Source organism: Herbaspirillum sp. alder98 (assembly GCF_020179755.1).
Classification (GTDB): Bacteria; Pseudomonadota; Gammaproteobacteria; order Burkholderiales; family Burkholderiaceae_D; genus Herbaspirillum.
On record NZ_JAIUCY010000017.1, the window covers coordinates 1 to 19187 of the forward strand.

Consider the following 19187-nt stretch of genomic DNA (forward strand, 5'->3'; position numbering starts at 1 on the left):
AGATCAGCAAGTTCTTCGCGGGCGGCAAGCGCATTTCGTATGGTGCGCGGGCGATCACGGCGGGTGGCGTGCAGTCGTTGCCGAAGCTGGTCTTCCCCGGCGGCGCGCTGATCGGGTGCGATGCGGGTTTTTTGAATGCGTCGCGCATCAAGGGTAGCCATGCCGCGATCAAGAGCGGCATGCTGGCGGCGGAAGCGGCTTTCCATGCGCTGGGCGAAGACCGCCAGCTGGACGAATTGAGCAGTTACCCGGCCGCCTTCGAGCAATCGTGGCTGAAGGAAGAATTGCACAAGGCGCGCAACTTCAAGCCATCGATGAGCCGCGGTCTGGTCACCGGCACGCTACTGGTCGGCATCGACCAGGTATTGCTGGGCGGCCGTGCGCCGTGGACCCTGCATCACGCGCATGCCGATCACGAATGCCTGAAGCCGGCGTCGCAATTCACGCCTATCGTCTATCCGAAGCCGGATGGCAAGCTGACCTTCGATCGTTTGTCGTCGGTGTTCATCTCTAACACCAACCACAGCGAGAACCAACCGGCGCATTTGACGCTGAAGGACAAGAGCGTACCGGTGCAGATCAACCTGGCGCAGTATGCGGGGCCGGAATCGCGTTATTGCCCGGCGGGGGTGTATGAGTTCGTGAAGAACGAGGATAACTCGGAGCGGCTGCAGATCAATGCGCAGAACTGCGTGCATTGCAAGACCTGCGACATCAAGGACCCGACGCAGAATATCGTGTGGGTCACGCCTGAGGGCGGCGGTGGGCCTAACTATTCGGGGATGTAATTAAACCGCCCGTCATCTCGGCGATTTATGCAACAACATCGAGGTGCGCTGGAAGACGCTGGGTCCTGACCTTCGTCAGGACGACGGAGTTACTTCATAACCCAAATTTCGTCGTCCCGGCGAATGCCGGGACCCAGTGACTTATGCAACAACACCGAGACGCGCCGAAAGACGCTGGGTCCTGACTTTCGTCAGGACGACGGAGGTAGTGTTATAAACCAGCTTATCAACTCCCCCTACCACCGCATCCCCTGCACAAACTCCACGAACGCCCGCAACGGCGCTGGCAGATGGCGACGCCCCGGGTAATACAGCGAGGGACCGCCGAACTGCGGCCACCAGCGCTCCAGCACCGGTTCCAGCTGGCCACGGTCGATATAGGGCCGCAACCAGTCCTCGAACAGATACACCACCCCCGTCCCGCCCACCGCCGCCTCCACCGCCAGATCGGCGGCTGCCCCCAGCGTGACCAGCAGTGGCCCCGACGGCTCGATCTCTACGCGCTTGCCCCGATACTCGAATAGCCAGGCCGGCGTCGCCCCGCTGGCAAAGCGCCCGCGCATGCAGGTGTGATGGGCGAGATCCTGCGGATGGCGCGGTCGACCGCGTGCATCAAGGTAGGCGGGTGCAGCTGCGGCCGCCATGCGCTGGTGGCGCGGGCCGATGGGAATCGCCACCATGTCCTGCTCCATGCTTTCTTCATAGCGAATACCGGCGTCGCAACCCGCCTGCACCAGATCGACGAAGCGGTCCTCGACGATGACCTCCAGCGAAATCTCGGGATAAGCCGCCAGGAATGCCGGCACGATGCGCGGCAATACCAGTCGCGACGCGCTCAGCGGCACGTTGAGCCGCAGCCGCCCGGCAGGCCGGTCGCGAAAGCCATTGACCACATCGAGCGCCGCTTCGATCGCCCCCAATGCCGGACGCAACTGGTCAAGCAGGCGCTGCCCGGCTTCCGTGGCGACCACGCTGCGGGTGGTTCGGTGCAATAGCCGCACCCCCAGCCGGGTCTCGAGCCGGCGTATCGCTTCGCTCAGTTGCGAGGCGCTGTCCCCGCTGTGGCGCGCAGCACCGCGAAATCCGCCGTGGGTGGCCACGGCCACAAAGGCATTCAGGTCTTGCAGGTCGGCCATGGGGTTTCCGGGCTGGGAAGGAATAAGCATTGTACGATTTTCGGCACAGGGTGTGCGATTGTGCGGGATTGTGATACAGGCGTGACGTGCCTAGACTAGACCTGTCCACTCATTCAAAGGAATCCCGATGACACACGCAAGCAATGCCGGCCATTACACGCTCGGCGAATTCACCGTCAATCGCATGGGATATGGCGCCATGCAACTGGCCGGCCCCCATGTGTTCGGCCCGCCGCGCGATCGCGACCAGGCACTGGCAGTATTGCGGGCAACCGTCGAACTGGGGATCAATCACATCGATACCAGTGACTTCTACGGCCCGCACGTGACCAATCAACTGATCCGCGAGGCCTTGCACCCTTACCGCGATGAGCTGGTGATCGTGACCAAGATCGGCGCGCGACGCGGCAAGGACGGCAGCTGGTTGCCGGCGCAGTCGCCGGCCGACCTGCAATCGGCCGTGCACGACAACCTGCGCAACCTGGGGCTGGAGGCAATGGATGTGGTCAACCTGCGCTTGATGTTCGATGTGGCGGGACCAGCCGAAGGCGATATCGAGCCACACATGACGGCGCTGGCGCAATTGCAGCAGCAGGGGCTGGTGCGACACATCGGCCTGTCCAACGCGACGGCCGCCCAGGTGGCGCAGGCGCGCCGGATCGCGCCGATCGTGTGCGTGCAGAACCAGTACAACCTGGCACACCGGAAAGACGACGCGCTGATCACGCAACTGGCCGCCGACGGCATCGCCTATGTGCCGTTCTTTCCGCTCGGTGGATTTTCGCCGCTGCAGTCGTCGACGCTTGAAGAAGTGGCCGCCGAATATGGGGCCACACCACTACAGACGGCGCTGGCCTGGCTGCTGCAGCGCTCGCCCAATATCCTGGTGATCGCGGGTACCTCGTCGCCCGATCACCTGCGCCAGAACGTGGCAGCGGCCGACCTGAAGCTGTCGGCGCCATCCATCGCCGCGCTCGACAGCATCGCCTGAATCAGGCGCCGACCGGCGCCGTCCAGGCGCCGCTGGTGATCTTCTCCAGCCAGAACACGCCGATCACCGTCTTGACGTCGGTGATCTGGCCGCTGCGCACCTGTTCGATCAACTCGGACAAGGGCGCACGGTAGATATCGAGGAACTCGCCCTCGTCCAGCTGCCGTGGCCCTTCCTTCAGGCCACGCGCGACATACAGCTCCAGCCGCTCATCGGCATAGGCGATGGCGTTGTGGATGGTGCAGATATGCTGCCAGTCGGTGGCCGTATAACCGGTCTCTTCCAGCAGTTCGCGCTTGGCACAGGCCAATTCGTCCTCACCGGGATCGATCTTGCCAGCGGGAAATTCAATGAACACGCGATTCAGCGGATAACGGAACTGGCGCTCCATCAACACCGTGCCATCATCGAACACCGGCAGGACCGTGACGGCGCCGGGGTGCTTGATGTATTCGCGGATCGACTCCTTGCCGTCAGGCAGGATCACGGTGTCGCACTGCACTTTCAGAAAGTGACCATCGTAGACTTGCTGGCCGTCTTTCTTCGTTTCTTTCAGGTGGGCATCCATGGGGACTCTTCTCGTTGGCAAAGTGGGAGATCTGATGCAACAAAGGGCAGGCGGCCCGTGGTGGCCGCCTGCCCTTGGACAAGAGATTGTACCGAGTTGTCCCAGTTCGCGTGATCAGTTGTGCTTCTTGCGCAGATAGCGCAGCACATAACCAGGATAGGCCAGCACCAGGAATACGCAGGCGGTGATGGCATAGAACTCCCAGCCCTGCGAAAACGCATTGCCCTGGCTGGATTCCAGCAGGCGCGCCACGCCGCCGACGGCAAAATACAGTAGCAGCAATTCGATCAGCCGCACCCACACCGGCTTGACCCAGCCGCTGACCTTGCTCAGCGGGACCAGCGCAAACAGCTGCTGGTTGAAGAACGGCAAATTGGCCGCAAGCGCGGCCAACAGGATGATGCCCAGACTGAACAGGGAAACGTTCATCAAGCCACGACTTTGCTGAGGAACGTTGCCAGTGTGGTGACGATGGCATTGGTGCAGGCATCCATCAGGTGACCAGGCCACAGGCCCAACACCAGGGCCGCCAGGCCATTGATGCTCAACACCACGCGCACGTCCGGTGCGGCGACGATCTTGCTGGTGTCGACCGGCTCATCGAAGTACATCACTTTGACCACGCGGATGTAGTAGAACGCGCCGATCAGCGAGAACACCACCGCCAGCACTGCCAGCCAGATCTGGCCGGTACCCAGCACCGCCTGCAGCACCGACAGCTTGGCGTAGAAGCCAACCAGCGGCGGCAAGCCTGCCAGCGAGAACATCAGGATCATCATCACGGCGGCAAACCAGGGGCTGCGCTGGTTGAGGCCCTTGAAGTCGTCGATAGTGTCGGCTTCGAAACCGGCACGCGACAGCAGGATGATCACGCCGAAGGTGCCCAGCGTGGTCAGCACGTAGGTGACGCCGTAGAACAAGGCGGCGCTGTAGGCATTCACGGCCGAGAACAGGTTACCGTCAACCACGCCCGACAGCAGGCCCAGCAGCATGAAGCCCATGTGCGAGATGGTCGAGTAGGCCAGCATGCGCTTGAGGTTACTTTGCGCGATGGCGGTGACGTTGCCCAGCATGATCGACAGCACGGCCATCACCATCAGCATCTGCTGCCAGTCCACTGCCAGTGGCAGCAGGCCTTCGACCAGCAGGCGGAAAGTGATCGCGAAGGTCGCCAGCTTGGGCGCCGCGCCCAGCAGCAGCGTGACCGGCGTCGGCGAACCCTGGTAGACGTCCGGGACCCACATGTGGAACGGCACGGTACCCAGCTTGAAGGCCAGGCCGGCCACCACGAACACGATGCCGAATACCAGCACGGTGCGGTCGACGGTGCCCGAGACGATGGCGCGGAAGACTTCGTTGAGCTCCAGCGAACCGGTGGCGCCGTACAACATCGAGATGCCGTACAGCAGGAAGCCGGAGGCCAGTGCGCCCAGGATGAAATACTTCATGCCCGCTTCGGTCGCGGCGACGTTGTCGCGGCGCAGGGCGACCAGCGCATACAGCGACAGCGACATCAGTTCGAGGCCGAGGTAGATCGACAGGAAGCTGTTACCCGAGATCATCACCATCTGGCCCAGCGTGGCAAACAGCGCCAGCGCATAGAATTCGCCGCCCAGCTGGCCGCCGGTGATGCCGCGCACGCTGTTGTACTGGCGCGAATACACCAGCGTGACGCCAACGCCGAGGTAGGTGAACAGCTTCAACAGGGCCGACAGCGGGTCCGACACGAACATGTTGTTGAAGGTGTAGACCGTCGCACCGCTGTTGAGGTCGCCAAAGGTCAGCGCCGCGCAGACTGCCAGCGCCAGCAGCGACAGCAGGTAGGTGATGACGCGCTTGGCTTCCGGCAGGAACATATCGATCAGCAGGATCACGGAGGTCGCGATCAGCAGAAATATTTCCGGATAGACAGGGATCAGATTCATGTTGTTCATTTAGTTACTACCGCTTGTTCGCCGCTTGTCGCAGTGGCCCGCCAGGAATGACCGGCCTCTGCTTCGCTTTACCGGCATTGCCGCACCGGCTTGTCTCGTTGCCGGCGGGGCCTTGCTGCGCCCCGCCCTTTGCTGCCATTACATCAGGATGGAATCTTCGTCTGCGCCACGTGCTGCAGCAGGTCGGTCACCGAGGTCTGGATGGTATCGGTGATGATCGCCGGGTACAGGCCCATGACCATGGTGGCAATCGCCAGCACGCCCAGGATGAAGAATTCACGACCGTTCAGGTCGACCAGCTCCGACACGTGATGGTTGGTCACCGCGCCGAAGATGACGCGCTTGGCCAGCCACAGCGAGTACGCCGCGCCCAGGATCAGGGCGGTGGCCGCCAGCAGGCCGATCCAGAAATTGAACTTGACCGCGCCCAGGATCACCATGAATTCGCCGACGAAACCGGAAGTGGCCGGCAGGCCGCAGTTGGCCAGCGAGAACAGGATGAAGAAGAACGCAAAACGCGGCATCTTGTTGACCACGCCACCGTACTGGGCGATGTCGCGGGTATGCATCTGGTCGTACAGCACGCCGATACACATGAACATCGCTCCCGACACGAAGCCGTGCGAGATCATCTGCACGATACCGCCCTGCACTGCCATGTCGTTGAACATGAAGAAGCCCAGCGTGACGAAGCCCATGTGGGCAATCGACGAGTACGCCACCAGTTTCTTCATGTCCTGCTGCACCAGCGCCACCAGGCCAATGTAGATCACCGCCACCAGCGACAGGAAGATCATGAAGCCGGACAGCGCATGGCTGGCGTCAGGCAGGATCGGCAGCGAGAAGCGCAGGAAACCGTAGGCGCCCAGCTTGAGCATGATCGCCGCCAGCACGATGGAGCCGCCGGTCGGCGCCTGCACGTGGGCGTCGGGCAACCAGGTGTGCACCGGCCACATCGGCACCTTCACCGCAAAGGCGGCCAGGAAGGCGAAGAACAGGATCTTCTGCTCCAGCATCGACAGCGGCAAGGCGTGCCAGGTCGGGATGTCGAAGGTGCCGCCCGAGACGAAGTACAGGTAGATCAGCGCCACCAGCATCAGCAGCGAGCCGGCCAGCGTGTAGAGGAACAGCTTGAAGGCCGCATAGACGCGGTTGTCGCCGCCCCACACACCGACGATGATGAACATCGGGATCAGGGTCGCTTCGAAGAACACGTAGAACAGCATCGCGTCGAGCGACGAGAAGACGCCGATCATGATGCCCGACAGGATCAGGAAGGCGCCCATGTACTGGCCGACGCGCTTCTGGATCACGACCCAGCCGGCCAGCACCACGATCACCGTGATGAAGGCGGTCAGCGGCACGAACCACAGCGAGATGCCGTCCAGGCCCAGGAAGTACGAGATGTTGAAGCGATCGATCCAGGGCGTCTTCTCGACGAACTGGTAGCCGTGTGCGGCCGGATCGAAATGCTGGATCAGCGGGAAGGTCGCAACCAGGCCGACCAGCGCACCGAACAGGGACAGCCAGCGGGCCAGGCCCGGATTGCTGTCACGCCCGATGGCCAGAACAAGAATGCCGAAGACGATGGGTGTCCAGATCGCCAGGCTCAGGATGGGAAAAGTTGACTGCATCATGGTTGTTATTTACTTGGCGAACGGAAACGGCATGAACCACACCAGGAAGCCCAACACCCCGATGATCATCACGAAGGCATAGTGATAGATGTAACCGGACTGCCACAGGCGCGTGAACTTCGCAAACCAGCCAACTACCTTGGCGCTGCCGTTGACGGCCAGGCCATCGATGATGGCGCGATCGCCGATCGACGACAGACCACCGCCGAGCAGGCGCGCACCACCGGCAAACACCACTTCGTTGAACTTGTCCATGTAGTACTTGTTGTCCAGGATGGTGTAGATCACGCTGAACTTCTGCTTGAACCAGGCCGGCACGCGGGGGTTGATCATGTAGCAGTAGTAGGCAGTTGCCACACCGGCAATGGCCAGCCACAACGGCGCGGTCAAGAAGGCGTGGATCACCATGCCGACCGGACCGTGGAACTCGTGGGCCAGCTCTTCCATCACCTTGTGGTTTTCACCGAAGAAGATCACGCCCTTGAAGAAGTCGCCATACAGCATCGGCGAGATCGCGAAGAAACCGACGATCACCGAAGGAATGGCCAGCAGGATCAGCGGCAAGGTCACCACCAGTGGCGATTCGTGCGGCTTTTGTCCCGGCGCCAGGCCGTGGTGATGCTCGTCATGGCCGTGATCATCGTGCGCTGCATGATCGTCGTGGCCGTGCGCATCGTGACCATGTGCGTGGTCGTCGTGGGCCGCATGGGCCGCGGCCGGTGCGTGATGATCATCGTGCGCATGCGCCTTGCCGAAACGCTCTTCACCGTGGAACACCAGGAAGTACATCCGGAACGAATAGAAGGCGGTCACGAAGACGCTGGCCAGCACGGCGAAATAGGCAAAGCCCGAACCCGCCAGGTGCGACTCGGCGGCCGCTTCGATGATGCTGTCCTTCGAGTAGAAACCCGAGAAGAACGGGGTACCGATCAGCGCCAGCGAACCCAGCAGCGACGTGATCCAGGTGATCGGCATGTACTTGCGCAGGCCGCCCATGTTGCGCATGTCCTGGTCGTGGTGCATGCCGATGATGACCGAACCGGCGCCCAGGAACAGCAGTGCCTTGAAGAAGGCGTGGGTCATCAGGTGGAACACCGCCACCGAGTAGGCCGAGGCGCCCAGCGCCACGGTCATGTAGCCCAGCTGCGACAGGGTCGAGTAGGCGACCACGCGCTTGATGTCGGTCTGGATGGTGCCCAAAAAGCCCATGAACAGGGCCGTGATGGCGCCGATCACCAGGATCACCGACAAGGCCGTATCGGACAATTCGAACAGCGGCGACATGCGGGTGACCATGAAGATACCGGCCGTCACCATGGTGGCGGCGTGGATCAGCGCGGAAATCGGGGTCGGGCCTTCCATCGAGTCAGGCAGCCAGACGTGCAGCGGGAACTGGGCCGACTTGCCCATCGCGCCCACGAACAGGCAGATACATGCCACCGTCAGCAGCATCCAGTCGGTGCCCGGCAGGGTCAGCTGCGCCAGTTCGGCGCGCTTGTCGAACACTTCGGTGTAGTTCATCGAACCGGCGTAGGCCAGCAACAGGCCGATGCCGAGGATGAAGCCGAAGTCGCCCACGCGGTTGACCAGGAAGGCCTTCATGTTGGCCTTGATCGCCGTCGGGCGGGTGTACCAGAAACCGATCAGCAGGTACGACACCAGGCCCACCGCTTCCCAGCCGAAGAACAGCTGCAGGAAGTTGTTGCTCATGACCAGCATCAGCATCGAGAAGGTGAACAGCGAGATGTACGAGAAGAAGCGGTTGTAGCCTTCGTCGTCCTTCATGTAGCCGATCGTGTAGATGTGCACCATCAGCGACACCGAGGTCACCACGCACATCATCAACGCCGTCAGGCTGTCGACCATGAAGCCGATTTCCAGCTTCAGGCCAGCCACCGTCATCCAGGTGTACAGGGTGCCGTTGTAGGTGGCGCCGTCAAGCACCGCGAACAGGGTCTGCAACGAGATGATGGCAGCGATCAGCACGCCCAGGATGGTCGCGGTATGCGACACCTTGCGTCCGACCACATTGCCGAAGAACCTGGTGCCCAGGAAGCCGGCAATGGCAGAACCCACCAGCGGCGCCAGTGGGACTGCAAGAAGAAGATGTGGGTTAAGTTGCCCCGCCATGATGAACCTTATCGCTTATTGGCTGCCCCGCATTGCCGCCGCGGGGCCTCCCATCTTTAATTGAAATTCAAACCGTACCGCACCATGCGGGGTGATCAGCCCTTGAGGCTATCCAGATCTTCGACATTGATGGTGTCGAGGTTACGGAACAGCACCACCAGAATCGCCAGGCCGATGGCCGACTCGGCCGCCGCTACTGTCAGGATGAAGAACACGAAAATCTGTCCAGCTGCGTCACCCAGGTAATGCGAGAACGCAATGAAGTTCATGTTCACCGCCAACAGCATCAGTTCGATGGCCATCAGCAGCACGATGATGTTCTTGCGATTCAGGAAGATACCGACGACCGAGATCGCGAACAGGATCGCGCCGAGGGTCAGGTAATGAGAGAGCGGAATTGCCATGATGTCTTGTCGCCCTTCTTAAGATTGATTGCCGGAGGCCGGGGTGCCGTCGCCGCCGGTCTCGCCAGGCACGCTGGTGGCGCCCGCATTGCGGGTCGACTCGGCCTTCATGCTGACCAGACGGATACGGTCCGATGCCTTGACCTTGACCGCTTCGGCCGGGTCGAAATACTTGGTGTCCTTGCGACGACGCAGCGTCAGCGCCACGGCGGCGACGATGGCCACCAGCAGGATCACGGCAGCGATTTCGAAGGCGTACACGTATTCGGTGAAAATCAGCTTGCCCAGCGGCTTGGTCTGGCCGAGCGTGTCGGAAATGGCCGGGACGCTGGATTCCTTGAAGTTGGCCAGCAGCACCGACGACATCATGATCACGATCACCACGCCGATGGTGGTGGCCAACGGGAAGTAACCCCAGAAGCCTTCACGCATCTTGTCGAGGTTGATGTCGAGCATCATCACCACGAACAGGAACAGCACCATCACCGCCCCGACATAGACCAGCACCAGCACGATGGCCAGGAACTCCGCCTTGAGCAGCATCCAGATGGCGGCGGCCGCAAAGAACGACAGCACCAGGAACAGGGCCGCGTGGACCGGGTTGCGGGCCGTGATGACGCGTACGGCGCCGATCACGAGGATCAGCGAGAACACGTAGAACAAGACAGTTTTGAATTCCATAATCAACCAGAAGTTGGTTTTCTCAGCACCAGGGCGGCCACATCGGCTGCCCCATCGCGACATTCGCATCCGGCCGGCACATCGTGCCGGCCACCTACCGCATCAGCGATAGGCCGCATCGGCGGCGCGCGCCTCTGCGATGTCCTTCTCGTAACGATCCCCCACGGCCAGCAGCATTTCCTTGGTGTAGTACAGGTCACCGCGCTTTTCACCGTGATACTCGAGAATGTGGGTCTCGACGATCGAGTCGACCGGGCACGATTCTTCGCAGAAACCGCAGAAGATGCACTTGGTCAGGTCGATGTCGTAGCGGGTGGTGCGGCGCGAACCGTCATCACGCTGCTCGGACTCGATGGTGATCGCCATGGCCGGGCACACTGCTTCGCACAGTTTGCAGGCGATGCAACGCTCTTCGCCGTTCGGGTAGCGGCGCAACGCGTGCAGGCCGCGGAAACGCGGCGACATCGGCGTCTTTTCTTCGGGGAACTGCACCGTGATCTTGCGCTTGAACAGGTAGCGGCCAGTCAGGGCCAAGCCCTTGAACAGCTCCCGAAGCATCAGGCTGCCGAAAAAATCCTTAATAGCTTCCATGTTTAGCCTCAGCCCTCAATCTTATTTCCAGATATTCCAAGGCGACTGAATCCAGATCGCCACGACCACCAGCCACACCAGGGTCAGCGGAATGAAAACCTTCCAGCCGAGGCGCATGATCTGGTCATAACGGTAGCGCGGGAAAGAAGCGCGGACCCAGACGAACACCGACAGGAAGAAGAATGTTTTTGCACCCAGCCAGATCCAGCCCGGGATGAAATCGAGCGCCGAGATCGGAGCCGACCAGCCGCCGAAGAACAGCAGTGCGGTCAGGATCGAGATCAGGATCATGCTGGCGTATTCGGCCAGGAAGAACATCGCGAACGACATGCCCGAGTATTCGATCATGTGGCCGGCCACGATTTCGGATTCGCCTTCCACCACGTCGAACGGGTGACGGTTGGTTTCGGCGATGCCCGACACGAAATAGATCACGAACACCGGCAGCAGCGGCAGCCAGTTCCAGGACAGGAAGTTCAGGCCCATGTCGTGGAAGGTGCCCTTGGTCTGGGTCAACACGATATCGGTCATGTTCAAGCTGCCGGTGACCATCAGCACCACCACCAGACAGAAGCCCATCGAGATTTCGTACGACACCATCTGCGCCGACGCCCGCATGGCGCCCAGGAAAGCGTACTTCGAGTTGGACGCCCAGCCGGCGATGATGACGCCGTAGACTTCCAGGGAAGTGATGGCCATCAGGTACAGCAGACCGGCGTTGACGTTGGCCAGCACATGTTCAGGCGAGAACGGCACCACCGCCCAGGCCGCCAGCGCGGGCATGATGGTCATCACCGGCGCCAGGTAGAACAGGAACTTGTTGGCCTTGGCCGGGGTGTTGACCTCTTTGAAGATCAGCTTGACGGCATCGGCGATCGGCTGCAGCAGGCCGGCCGGACCGACACGGTTCGGGCCCAGACGCACGTGCATCCAACCGATCAGCTTGCGCTCCCAGTAGGTCATGTAGGCCACGCAGATCAGCAGCGGCACCATCACCACCAGGATCTTGACCAGGGTCCACACCAGGGTGAACAGGCTCGGACCCAGCAGTGCCGGACCGGCCGAGTTGATATGGGCGATCAGCTGATCCATTACGCTTTCTCCACTACGATTGCGCCGAACATGCCGCCCAGTGCTGCGGTCGAGGCGTGGCTGGCAGCAACGCGAACCACGTTCGCAGGCAGTTTCTTGTCGATACCGGCGGTCAGTTGCACACTGCCCTGCCCTTGCTTGACGGTCACGCGGTCACCGGCGAGCACGCCCAGCTTTTCAGCCAGCGCGGCCGGCAGCCATGCCTTGGGCGCCTGGCCGTCGGCAGTTTCCTGCAGCGGCGGCGAACGGCGGGCAACCGGGTCGGCCGCGTAGATCGGCACGTCGGCCACACGTTCCAGGGCGCCCGCCGCAGCCGGGGCCGCAGCTTGCGGTTGCAGCGTGGCGATGTTGTTCAGGCTGGCCGACAGGTCGGTCTGCTTGCCCAGCAGTTCGTCGCGGATCGATTCCGAAGTCTCGTAGTCGAAATTGGGCAGTTCCAGCAAGTTGCCCAGCACGCGCAGCACCTTCCAGCCCGGACGCGCATCGCCCTGCGGCTTGACGGTACCGTTGAAGCTCTGGGCGCGGCCTTCGGCGTTGACGAAGGTGCCGGAGGTTTCGGTGAAGGGCGCGATCGGCAGCAACACGTCGGCATAGTCGGCGCCGTGCTTGAAGGCCGACATCACCACCACCATCTCGGCCTGCTTCAGTGCGGCAGCGGCGGCTTGCGGGTTGTAGCTGTCGAGTTCAGGTTCTGCATTGAGCAGCAGGTAGGCCTTGCGCGGTTGGGCGAATGCGTCCAGCGCGTTGGCGCCACGACCGACGGTCGGCACCGCGTTGGCCAGGTAGCCGCCGACGGCATTGCCGCCTTCGACCAGCACGCCCAGCTTGGCGCCGGTCTGTTCGGCAATCCATTGTGCTGCTGCGTGCAGTTGCGAGGCTTGCGGGTGTTGCAGGGCGGTGTTGCCCAGGAACACGCCACGGCCTTCGCCCGACAGCAGGGTCGCAGCGGTAGCACGTGCGGCGTCGGAGACGGTCGCGCCGGCGAACGCTGCCGGTGCGGCTACGCCCTTGGACTCGGCCACGGCCACGGCGACTTCGGCCAACGCTGCCAGCCAGGCCGATGGTGCGGCCACGATCTTGCTGGCCAGCGGCAGCAGCAGGTCGTCGTCGGTGGCGTGCAGCACGCTGATCTTGGCGCCGCTCTTGGCCGATTGGCGCAGGCGTGCGGTCAGCAGCGGATGATCCTTGCGCAGGAAGGAACCGATCACGAAGACCCGGTTCAATTCGGCGAATTCGTTGATCGACATGCCCAGCCATGGCTTGATCTGGCCATCCAGCGCAAAGTCGGACTGGCGCAGGCGGAAGTCGACGTTGTCGGAACCGACACCGCGCACCAGCTTCTGCAGCAGGTTCAGTTCTTCCAGCGTGGAGTACGGGGTACCCAGCGCGGCGATCGATTCGGCGCCGTGCTCATGACGGATGTTGCGCAGGCCGTGGGCGACGTATTCGAGGGCGGTCTGCCAATCGACTTCCTGCCACTTGCCGTCCTGCTTGAGCATCGGCTTGGTCAGGCGCTCTTCGCTGCCCAGTGCCTCGTACGAGAAACGGTCCTTGTCCGAGATCCAGCATTCGTTGACGTCGTCGTTCTCGAGCGGCAGCACGCGCATGACGCGGCCGTTCTTGACCTGCACCGTCAGGTTGGCGCCGACGCTGTCGTGCGGGCTCACCGACTTGCGACGCGACAGTTCCCAGGTACGGGCGCTGTAGCGGAATGGCTTGGAGGTCAGGGCACCCACCGGGCACAGGTCGATCATGTTGCCCGACAGTTCGGAGTCGACCGTCTTGCCCACGAAGGTGGTGATCTCGGAATGCTCGCCACGACCCAGCATGCCCAGTTCCATCACGCCGGCCACTTCCTGGCCGAAGCGCACGCAACGGGTGCAGTGGATGCAGCGGTTCATTTCCTTCATCGAGATCAGCGGACCGACGTTCTTCGGTTCCACCACGCGCTTTTCTTCTTCGTAGCGCGAGGTCGAGCCGCCGTAGCCGACCGCCAGATCCTGCAGCTGGCATTCGCCGCCCTGGTCGCAGATCGGGCAATCCAGCGGGTGATTGATCAGGAGGAATTCCATCACGCCCTTCTGGGCCTTGATTGCCTTGTCGCTAGCGGTGCGCACGATCATGCCGGCGGTCACCGGCGTGGCGCAGGCAGGCAGCGGCTTCGGCGCCTTTTCGACGTCGACCAGGCACATGCGGCAGTTGGCCGCGATGGACAGTTTCTTGTGATAGCAGAAGTGAGGGATGTACGTGCCGAGTCTGTTGGCAGCGTCCATGACCATGCTGCCTTCCTGCACTTCAACCTTCTTGCCGTCTATTTCGATTTCAACCATGGCTGTTTGCCCAAGCTAAATATTCTTTCAATGATGACCGGTGGCGCCTGCCGCCAGTCATCCCCTGCCCTGGTTCAGATGTAGGCCGGAACCAGGCAGTGTTTATGCTCGATGTGGTATTCGAACTCTTCGCGGAAATTCTTGATGAACGCGCGCACCGGCATCGCCGCGGCATCCCCGAGCGCACAGATCGTACGCCCCTGGATGTTGTCGGCCACCGAATTGAGCACGTCCAGGTCTTCCAGCTTGCCGTGACCGCTTTCGATCCGTTCGACCATGCGGTACATCCAGCCCGTGCCTTCACGGCATGGAGTGCACTGACCGCAGGACTCTTCGAAGTAGAAGTACGACAGGCGCAGCAGCGACTTGACCATGCAGCGGGTCTCGTCCATCACGATCACCGCGCCCGAGCCCAGCATCGAGCCGGCCTTGGCGATGGCGTCGTAGTCCATCGTGGTGTCCATCATCACGTCGCCGCGAATCACCGGCGCCGACGATCCACCCGGGATCACGGCCTTGATCTTCTTGCCGCCGCGCATGCCGCCGGCCAATTCCAGCAAGGTCGAGAACGGCGTGCCCAGCGGGATTTCGTAGTTGCCCGGACGCTCGACGTCACCCGAGATCGAGAAGATCTTGGTGCCGCCGTTGTTGGGCTTGCCCATCTCGGCGTACGCCTGCGCGCCGATCTTGAAGATGAACGGCACCGCCGCGAAGGTCTCGGTGTTGTTGATCGTGGTCGGCTTGCCGTACAGGCCGAAACTGGCCGGGAACGGCGGCTTGAAGCGCGGCTGGCCCTTCTTGCCTTCGAGCGACTCCAGCAACGCGGTTTCTTCGCCGCAGATGTAGGCGCCGTAACCGTGGTGGGCGTGCAACTGGAAACTGAAACCGGTGCCCAGGATGTTGTCGCCCAGGAAGCCGGCAGCGCGGGCTTCTTCCAGCGCTTCCTCAAATACTTCGTAGGCCGAGAAGATCTCGCCGTGGATGTAGTTGTAGCCGACCGTGATGCCCATTGCGTAACCGCCGATGATCATGCCTTCGATCAGCGCGTGCGGGTTGTAGCGAATGATGTCGCGGTCCTTGAAGGTGCCCGGTTCGCCTTCGTCGGTGTTGCAGACGAGGTATTTCTGGCCCGGGAACTGGCGTGGCATGAAGCTCCACTTCAGGCCGGTCGGGAAACCCGCACCGCCACGACCGCGCAGGCCGGAGGCCTTGAGTTCGGCGATGACCTGTTCGGGCGTGATGTTGTCATTGAGGATGCGCTTGAGCGACTCGTAGCCGCCGCGCTTGACGTAATCCTCGAGGTGCCAGTTCTCGCCATTGAGATCGGCGAGGATCAGCGGCTTGATGTGACGATCGTGCAGGCAGGTCATTTCTTCAGTTCCTCCAGCAGTGCGTCGATCTTGTCGTCCGACATCCAGCTGCACATGCGATGGTTGTTGACCAGCATGACAGGTGCATCGCCACAGGCGCCCATGCACTCGCCTTCCATCAGGGTGAACTGGCCATCCTCGGTGGTCTCGCGGTAGTTCACGCCCAGCTTGTGCTTCAGATGATGGGCTGCACGCTCGCCACCCGACAGCAGGCAAGGCAGGTTGGTGCAGACCGTGATCTTGTGCTTGCCGACCGGGCTGGTGTTGAACATGTTGTAGAAGGTCGCGACCTCCTGCACCGCCACCGCAGGCATACCGATGTAATCGGCAATCTCCTGCTGCAGTTCGGCCGGCAACCAGCCGTGTTCAACCTGGGCGATGCGCAGTGCGGACATGACCGCAGACTGGCGCTGGTCGTCCGGATACTTCGCGAGTTCGCGATCGATCTTCTTCAGAGTTTCTTGACTTAACAACATATCGTTGGCCATCCATGCGCATTATGCTGCGCGGTGTTATTGGATATTCCCCAAACCCGGACGGTCCTTTGCGAGGACCCTCCGTTACTCGACATCAACGGTCGATTTCACCAAACACGATGTCCTGCGTTCCGATGATCGTGACCGCATCGGCAATCATGTGACCCTTGGCCATTTCGTTGAGGGCTTGCAAGTGCGCAAAGCCGGGAGCACGAATCTTCAGGCGGTAAGGCTTGTTGGCGCCATCCGAGACCAGGTAGATGCCGAACTCGCCCTTCGGGTGCTCGACCGCGGCATACGCTTCGCCTGGCGGCACGCGGAAGCCTTCGGTGAACAGCTTGAAGTGGTGGATCAGGTCTTCCATGTTGGACTTCATTTCAGTCCGCTTCGGAGGTGCAATCTTGTGGTTGTCGGTGATGACCGGGCCCGGATTGTTGCGCAGCCATTCGACGCATTGCTTGATGATGCGGTTGGACTGGCGCATTTCGGCCACGCGCACCAGGTAGCGGTCGTAGCTGTCGCCGTTCTTGCCCACCGGGATATCGAAATCGAGCAGGTCGTAGACTTCGTAGGGCTGCTTCTTGCGCAGATCCCATTCGACGCCCGAGCCACGCAGCATCGGACCCGAGAAGCCCATCGCCAATGCGCGCTCCGGCGACACCACGCCGATGCCGACCAGACGCTGTTTCCAGATGCGGTTGTCGGTCAGCAGGGTTTCGTATTCGTCGACATAGGTCGGGAAACGATTGGTGAAGTCTTCGATGAAGTCCAGCAGCGAACCCTGACGGTTTTCGTTCAGGGAGCGGATCGCCTTTTCGTTACGCACGATCGATGCCTTGTACTGCGGCATGCTGTCAGGCAGGTCACGATAGACGCCGCCCGGGCGGTAGTAGGCGGCGTGCATGCGCGCGCCGGATACCGCTTCGTAACAGTCGAACAGGTCTTCACGTTCGCGGAAGGCATACAGCAGCACGCCCATGGCGCCGACGTCGAGCGCGTGCGCGCCGATCCACATCAGGTGGTTCAGCAGACGGGTGATCTCGTCGTACATCACGCGGATGTACTGCGCCCGCAGCGGCACTTCGAGGCCCAGCAGACGCTCGATGGCCAGCACGTAACCGTGCTCGTTGCTCATCATCGAGACGTAGTCGAGGCGATCCATGTAGGGCACCGACTGCAGGTAGGTCTTTTGCTCGGCCAGCTTCTCGGTGCCACGGTGCAGCAGGCCGATGTGCGGGTCGGCACGCTGGATGACTTCGCCATCGAGCTCCAGCACCAGACGCAGCACGCCGTGCGCGGCCGGGTGCTGGGGACCGAAGTTCAGCGTGTAGTTTTTAATCTCAGCCATTATTTGATCCCGTAGTTTTCTTCACGAATGATGCGCGGCGTGATTTCGCGCGGCTCGATCGTTACGGGTTGATAAATGACGCGCTTCTGCTCGGGGTCGTAACGCATTTCGACATAGCCCGAAATCGGGAAGTCCTTGCGGAACGGATGGCCGATGAAGCCATAGTCGGTCAGGATGCGGCGCAGGTCGTTGTGACCATCGAACAGGATGCCGTAGAAGTCGAACGCTTCGCGCTCGTACCAGCCGGCCGAGTTCCAGATGCCATCGACCGATGCCACGATCGGCAGGTCGTCGTCAGGCGCAAACACGCGCACACGCACGCGCCAGTTGTGCGAGATCGACAGCAGGTGCGACACCACGGCAAAGCGCGGGCCTTCCCAGACGCCATCACCGTAGGTCGAGTAATCGACGCCAGCCAGGTCCTGCAACTGTTCGAAACGGGTATCGGCATGATCGCGCAGCACGCGCATGGCGGACAGGTAGTCGGCGGCCTTGACCACCACGGTGACCTCGCCCAGCGCCACCGTCAGGTTCTGCAGGTACCCTCCCAGCGCATTGCGCAGTGCGGCTTCGAGAGTTTCCAATTTTGTTGTCATTACTGCCCTCTCAGCGCGCGATGGTATTGGTACGCTTGATCTTGTTCTGCAGCTGGATCACGCCATACAGCAGCGCTTCAGCAGTCGGCGGACAGCCCGGCACATAGACGTCGACCGGGACGATGCGATCGCAACCGCGCACCACCGAATAGGAATAGTGATAGTAACCGCCGCCGTTGGCGCAGGAGCCCATCGAGATGACCCAGCGTGGCTCGGGCATCTGGTCATAGACCTTGCGCAATGCCGGCGCCATCTTGTTGCACAGGGTGCCGGCCACGATCATCAGATCGGACTGGCGCGGCGACGGACGAAACACTGCACCGAATCGGTCCAGGTCGTAACGCGAAGCGCCCACGTGCATCATCTCGACCGCACAGCAGGCCAGACCAAAGGTCATGGGCCATAACGAGCCGGTACGGGTCCAGTTGATTACCTTATCCAGCGAGGTGGTAACAAACCCCTCATTCAATACGCCTTCAATAGACATGGCTTACTCCCAATCCAGGGCACCCTTTTTCCAGATGTACCAAAACCCGACGGCAAATTCAGCGATGAACACCAGCATCGTGATAAAACCGGGCCAGCCAAGCTCACGCATGGACACACCCCACGGGAAGAAGAACGCGGTTTCCAGGTCGAACAAAATGAACAGAATAGCGATCAGGTAATAGCGCACATCGAACTTCATGCGCGCGTCTTCGAACGCTTCGAAACCACACTCGTAAGGAGAGGTCTTCGCGTCGTTCGGCTTGTGCGGACCAAGCAGGCGGCCCAGAACCTGGGGCGCAATACCGACGCCGATACCGACTAAGATAAACAGAAGTACTGGGAAGTAATTTTCGAGGTTCACGATTGTCCGTTTTTACTTTGGTTTAATCGGTGGGAATGATTCTCAATATCAATCAGAAACTTCCTCGACAAAAAGCCAGCTCAGGCGCAAGTCCTTTGCTGGCTTTTCGTTTCTTTCATTCATGGTGCCGACGACGAGACTCGAACTCGTACAGCTTTCGCCACTACCCCCTCAAGATAGCGTGTCTACCAATTTCACCACGTCGGCCTGAGACTGCAATTGTACCTTCTTTTGTTACTTTTATTCAATGCACAATCCGTCGAAA

At 61.2% G+C, this 19187-nt stretch carries 19 protein-coding genes and 1 tRNA gene; 2 read left to right on the forward strand and 18 right to left on the reverse strand.

The genetic code is table 11. The annotated features are described in order from the left end of the window. The coding region (locus tag LBW87_RS23285; RefSeq protein WP_225203613.1) for an electron transfer flavoprotein-ubiquinone oxidoreductase at positions 1-788 on the forward strand (788 nt) is incomplete at its 5' end. 236 nt (positions 789-1024) lie between these two features. On the opposite strand, the gene LBW87_RS23290 is transcribed toward LBW87_RS23285, so the two are convergent. Then, a complete protein-coding gene (locus LBW87_RS23290) occupies positions 1025-1924 on the reverse strand; it encodes a LysR family transcriptional regulator (protein ID WP_225203867.1) in 900 nt (299 codons plus the stop codon). Positions 1925-2051: 127 nt separating this feature from the next. Here LBW87_RS23290 and LBW87_RS23295 point away from each other — a divergent pair, with 127 nt between their 5' ends. Next, positions 2052-2915 (forward strand): aldo/keto reductase family oxidoreductase, encoded by an 864-nt coding sequence (locus tag LBW87_RS23295; RefSeq protein ID WP_225203868.1) that lies wholly within the window; start codon positions 2052-2054, stop codon positions 2913-2915. Between the two features lies 1 nt (position 2916). Here the strand turns inward: LBW87_RS23295 and LBW87_RS23300 are convergent, their stop codons facing one another. The 17 genes from LBW87_RS23300 to LBW87_RS23380 all read right to left on the reverse strand — a co-directional run bounded on the left by LBW87_RS23300 (position 2917) and on the right by LBW87_RS23380 (position 19129). Continuing rightward, a complete protein-coding gene (locus LBW87_RS23300; protein ID WP_225203869.1) occupies positions 2917-3483 on the reverse strand; it encodes an NUDIX domain-containing protein in 567 nt (188 codons plus the stop codon). A 114-nt stretch (positions 3484-3597) separates the two neighbouring features. After that, the gene (locus LBW87_RS23305; RefSeq protein WP_225203870.1) at positions 3598-3912 is read right to left on the reverse strand and encodes a DUF2818 family protein; all 315 of its coding nucleotides are present in this window, start codon (positions 3910-3912) and stop codon (positions 3598-3600) included. Beyond that, on the reverse strand, positions 3912-5417 hold the full coding sequence (nuoN, locus tag LBW87_RS23310) for an NADH-quinone oxidoreductase subunit NuoN (RefSeq protein ID WP_225203871.1): 1506 nt from the start codon (positions 5415-5417) through the stop codon (positions 3912-3914). The genes LBW87_RS23305 and nuoN overlap by 1 nt, the downstream gene beginning before the upstream one ends. Positions 5418-5560: 143 nt before the next feature. Continuing rightward, positions 5561-7054, reverse strand: coding sequence for an NADH-quinone oxidoreductase subunit M (locus tag LBW87_RS23315; protein WP_225203872.1), 1494 nt, complete (start codon positions 7052-7054; stop codon positions 5561-5563). A gap of 9 nt (positions 7055-7063) precedes the next feature. Further along, positions 7064-9184 (reverse strand): NADH-quinone oxidoreductase subunit L, encoded by a 2121-nt coding sequence (gene nuoL, locus LBW87_RS23320; RefSeq protein ID WP_225203873.1) that lies wholly within the window; start codon positions 9182-9184, stop codon positions 7064-7066. Between the two features lie 95 nt (positions 9185-9279). Continuing rightward, complete coding sequence (gene nuoK, locus LBW87_RS23325) at positions 9280-9588, reverse strand: NADH-quinone oxidoreductase subunit NuoK (protein WP_225203874.1); 309 nt, start codon at positions 9586-9588, stop codon at positions 9280-9282. Positions 9589-9606: 18 nt separating this feature from the next. Beyond that, positions 9607-10269 (reverse strand): NADH-quinone oxidoreductase subunit J, encoded by a 663-nt coding sequence (locus LBW87_RS23330; protein ID WP_225203875.1) that lies wholly within the window; start codon positions 10267-10269, stop codon positions 9607-9609. 102 nt (positions 10270-10371) lie between these two features. Further along, entirely contained in the window at positions 10372-10860 is a 489-nt protein-coding gene (gene nuoI, locus LBW87_RS23335; protein ID WP_008115445.1) for an NADH-quinone oxidoreductase subunit NuoI, read from the reverse strand. 21 nt (positions 10861-10881) lie between these two features. After that, a complete protein-coding gene (gene nuoH, locus LBW87_RS23340) occupies positions 10882-11952 on the reverse strand; it encodes an NADH-quinone oxidoreductase subunit NuoH (RefSeq protein ID WP_225203876.1) in 1071 nt (356 codons plus the stop codon). Then, positions 11952-14282: an NADH-quinone oxidoreductase subunit NuoG gene (gene nuoG, locus LBW87_RS23345; protein WP_225203877.1), complete on the reverse strand. Its 2331-nt coding sequence runs from the start codon at positions 14280-14282 to the stop codon at positions 11952-11954. The genes nuoH and nuoG overlap by 1 nt, the downstream gene beginning before the upstream one ends. Before the next feature lie 74 nt (positions 14283-14356). Beyond that, positions 14357-15652 carry an NADH-quinone oxidoreductase subunit NuoF gene (nuoF, locus tag LBW87_RS23350; RefSeq protein WP_225203878.1) on the reverse strand — a complete coding sequence of 432 codons (1296 nt, stop codon included), beginning with the start codon at positions 15650-15652 and terminating at the stop codon, positions 14357-14359. Further along, on the reverse strand, positions 15649-16140 hold the full coding sequence (gene nuoE / locus LBW87_RS23355) for an NADH-quinone oxidoreductase subunit NuoE (protein WP_225203879.1): 492 nt from the start codon (positions 16138-16140) through the stop codon (positions 15649-15651). Before nuoE ends, nuoF begins: the two co-directional genes overlap by 4 nt. Before the next feature lie 82 nt (positions 16141-16222). Then, positions 16223-17476 (reverse strand): NADH-quinone oxidoreductase subunit D, encoded by a 1254-nt coding sequence (locus LBW87_RS23360; RefSeq protein ID WP_225203880.1) that lies wholly within the window; start codon positions 17474-17476, stop codon positions 16223-16225. After that, positions 17476-18072, reverse strand: a complete 597-nt coding sequence (locus tag LBW87_RS23365; protein WP_225203881.1) for an NADH-quinone oxidoreductase subunit C — start codon at positions 18070-18072, stop codon at positions 17476-17478. The genes LBW87_RS23360 and LBW87_RS23365 overlap by 1 nt, the downstream gene beginning before the upstream one ends. A gap of 10 nt (positions 18073-18082) precedes the next feature. Further along, positions 18083-18559 carry a NuoB/complex I 20 kDa subunit family protein gene (locus tag LBW87_RS23370; protein ID WP_006712940.1) on the reverse strand — a complete coding sequence of 159 codons (477 nt, stop codon included), beginning with the start codon at positions 18557-18559 and terminating at the stop codon, positions 18083-18085. Positions 18560-18562: 3 nt separating this feature from the next. Beyond that, entirely contained in the window at positions 18563-18922 is a 360-nt protein-coding gene (locus LBW87_RS23375) for an NADH-quinone oxidoreductase subunit A (protein ID WP_225203882.1), read from the reverse strand. Between the two features lie 122 nt (positions 18923-19044). Next, a tRNA-Leu gene (locus LBW87_RS23380) sits at positions 19045-19129 on the reverse strand. Positions 19130-19187: the final 58 nt, after the last annotated feature.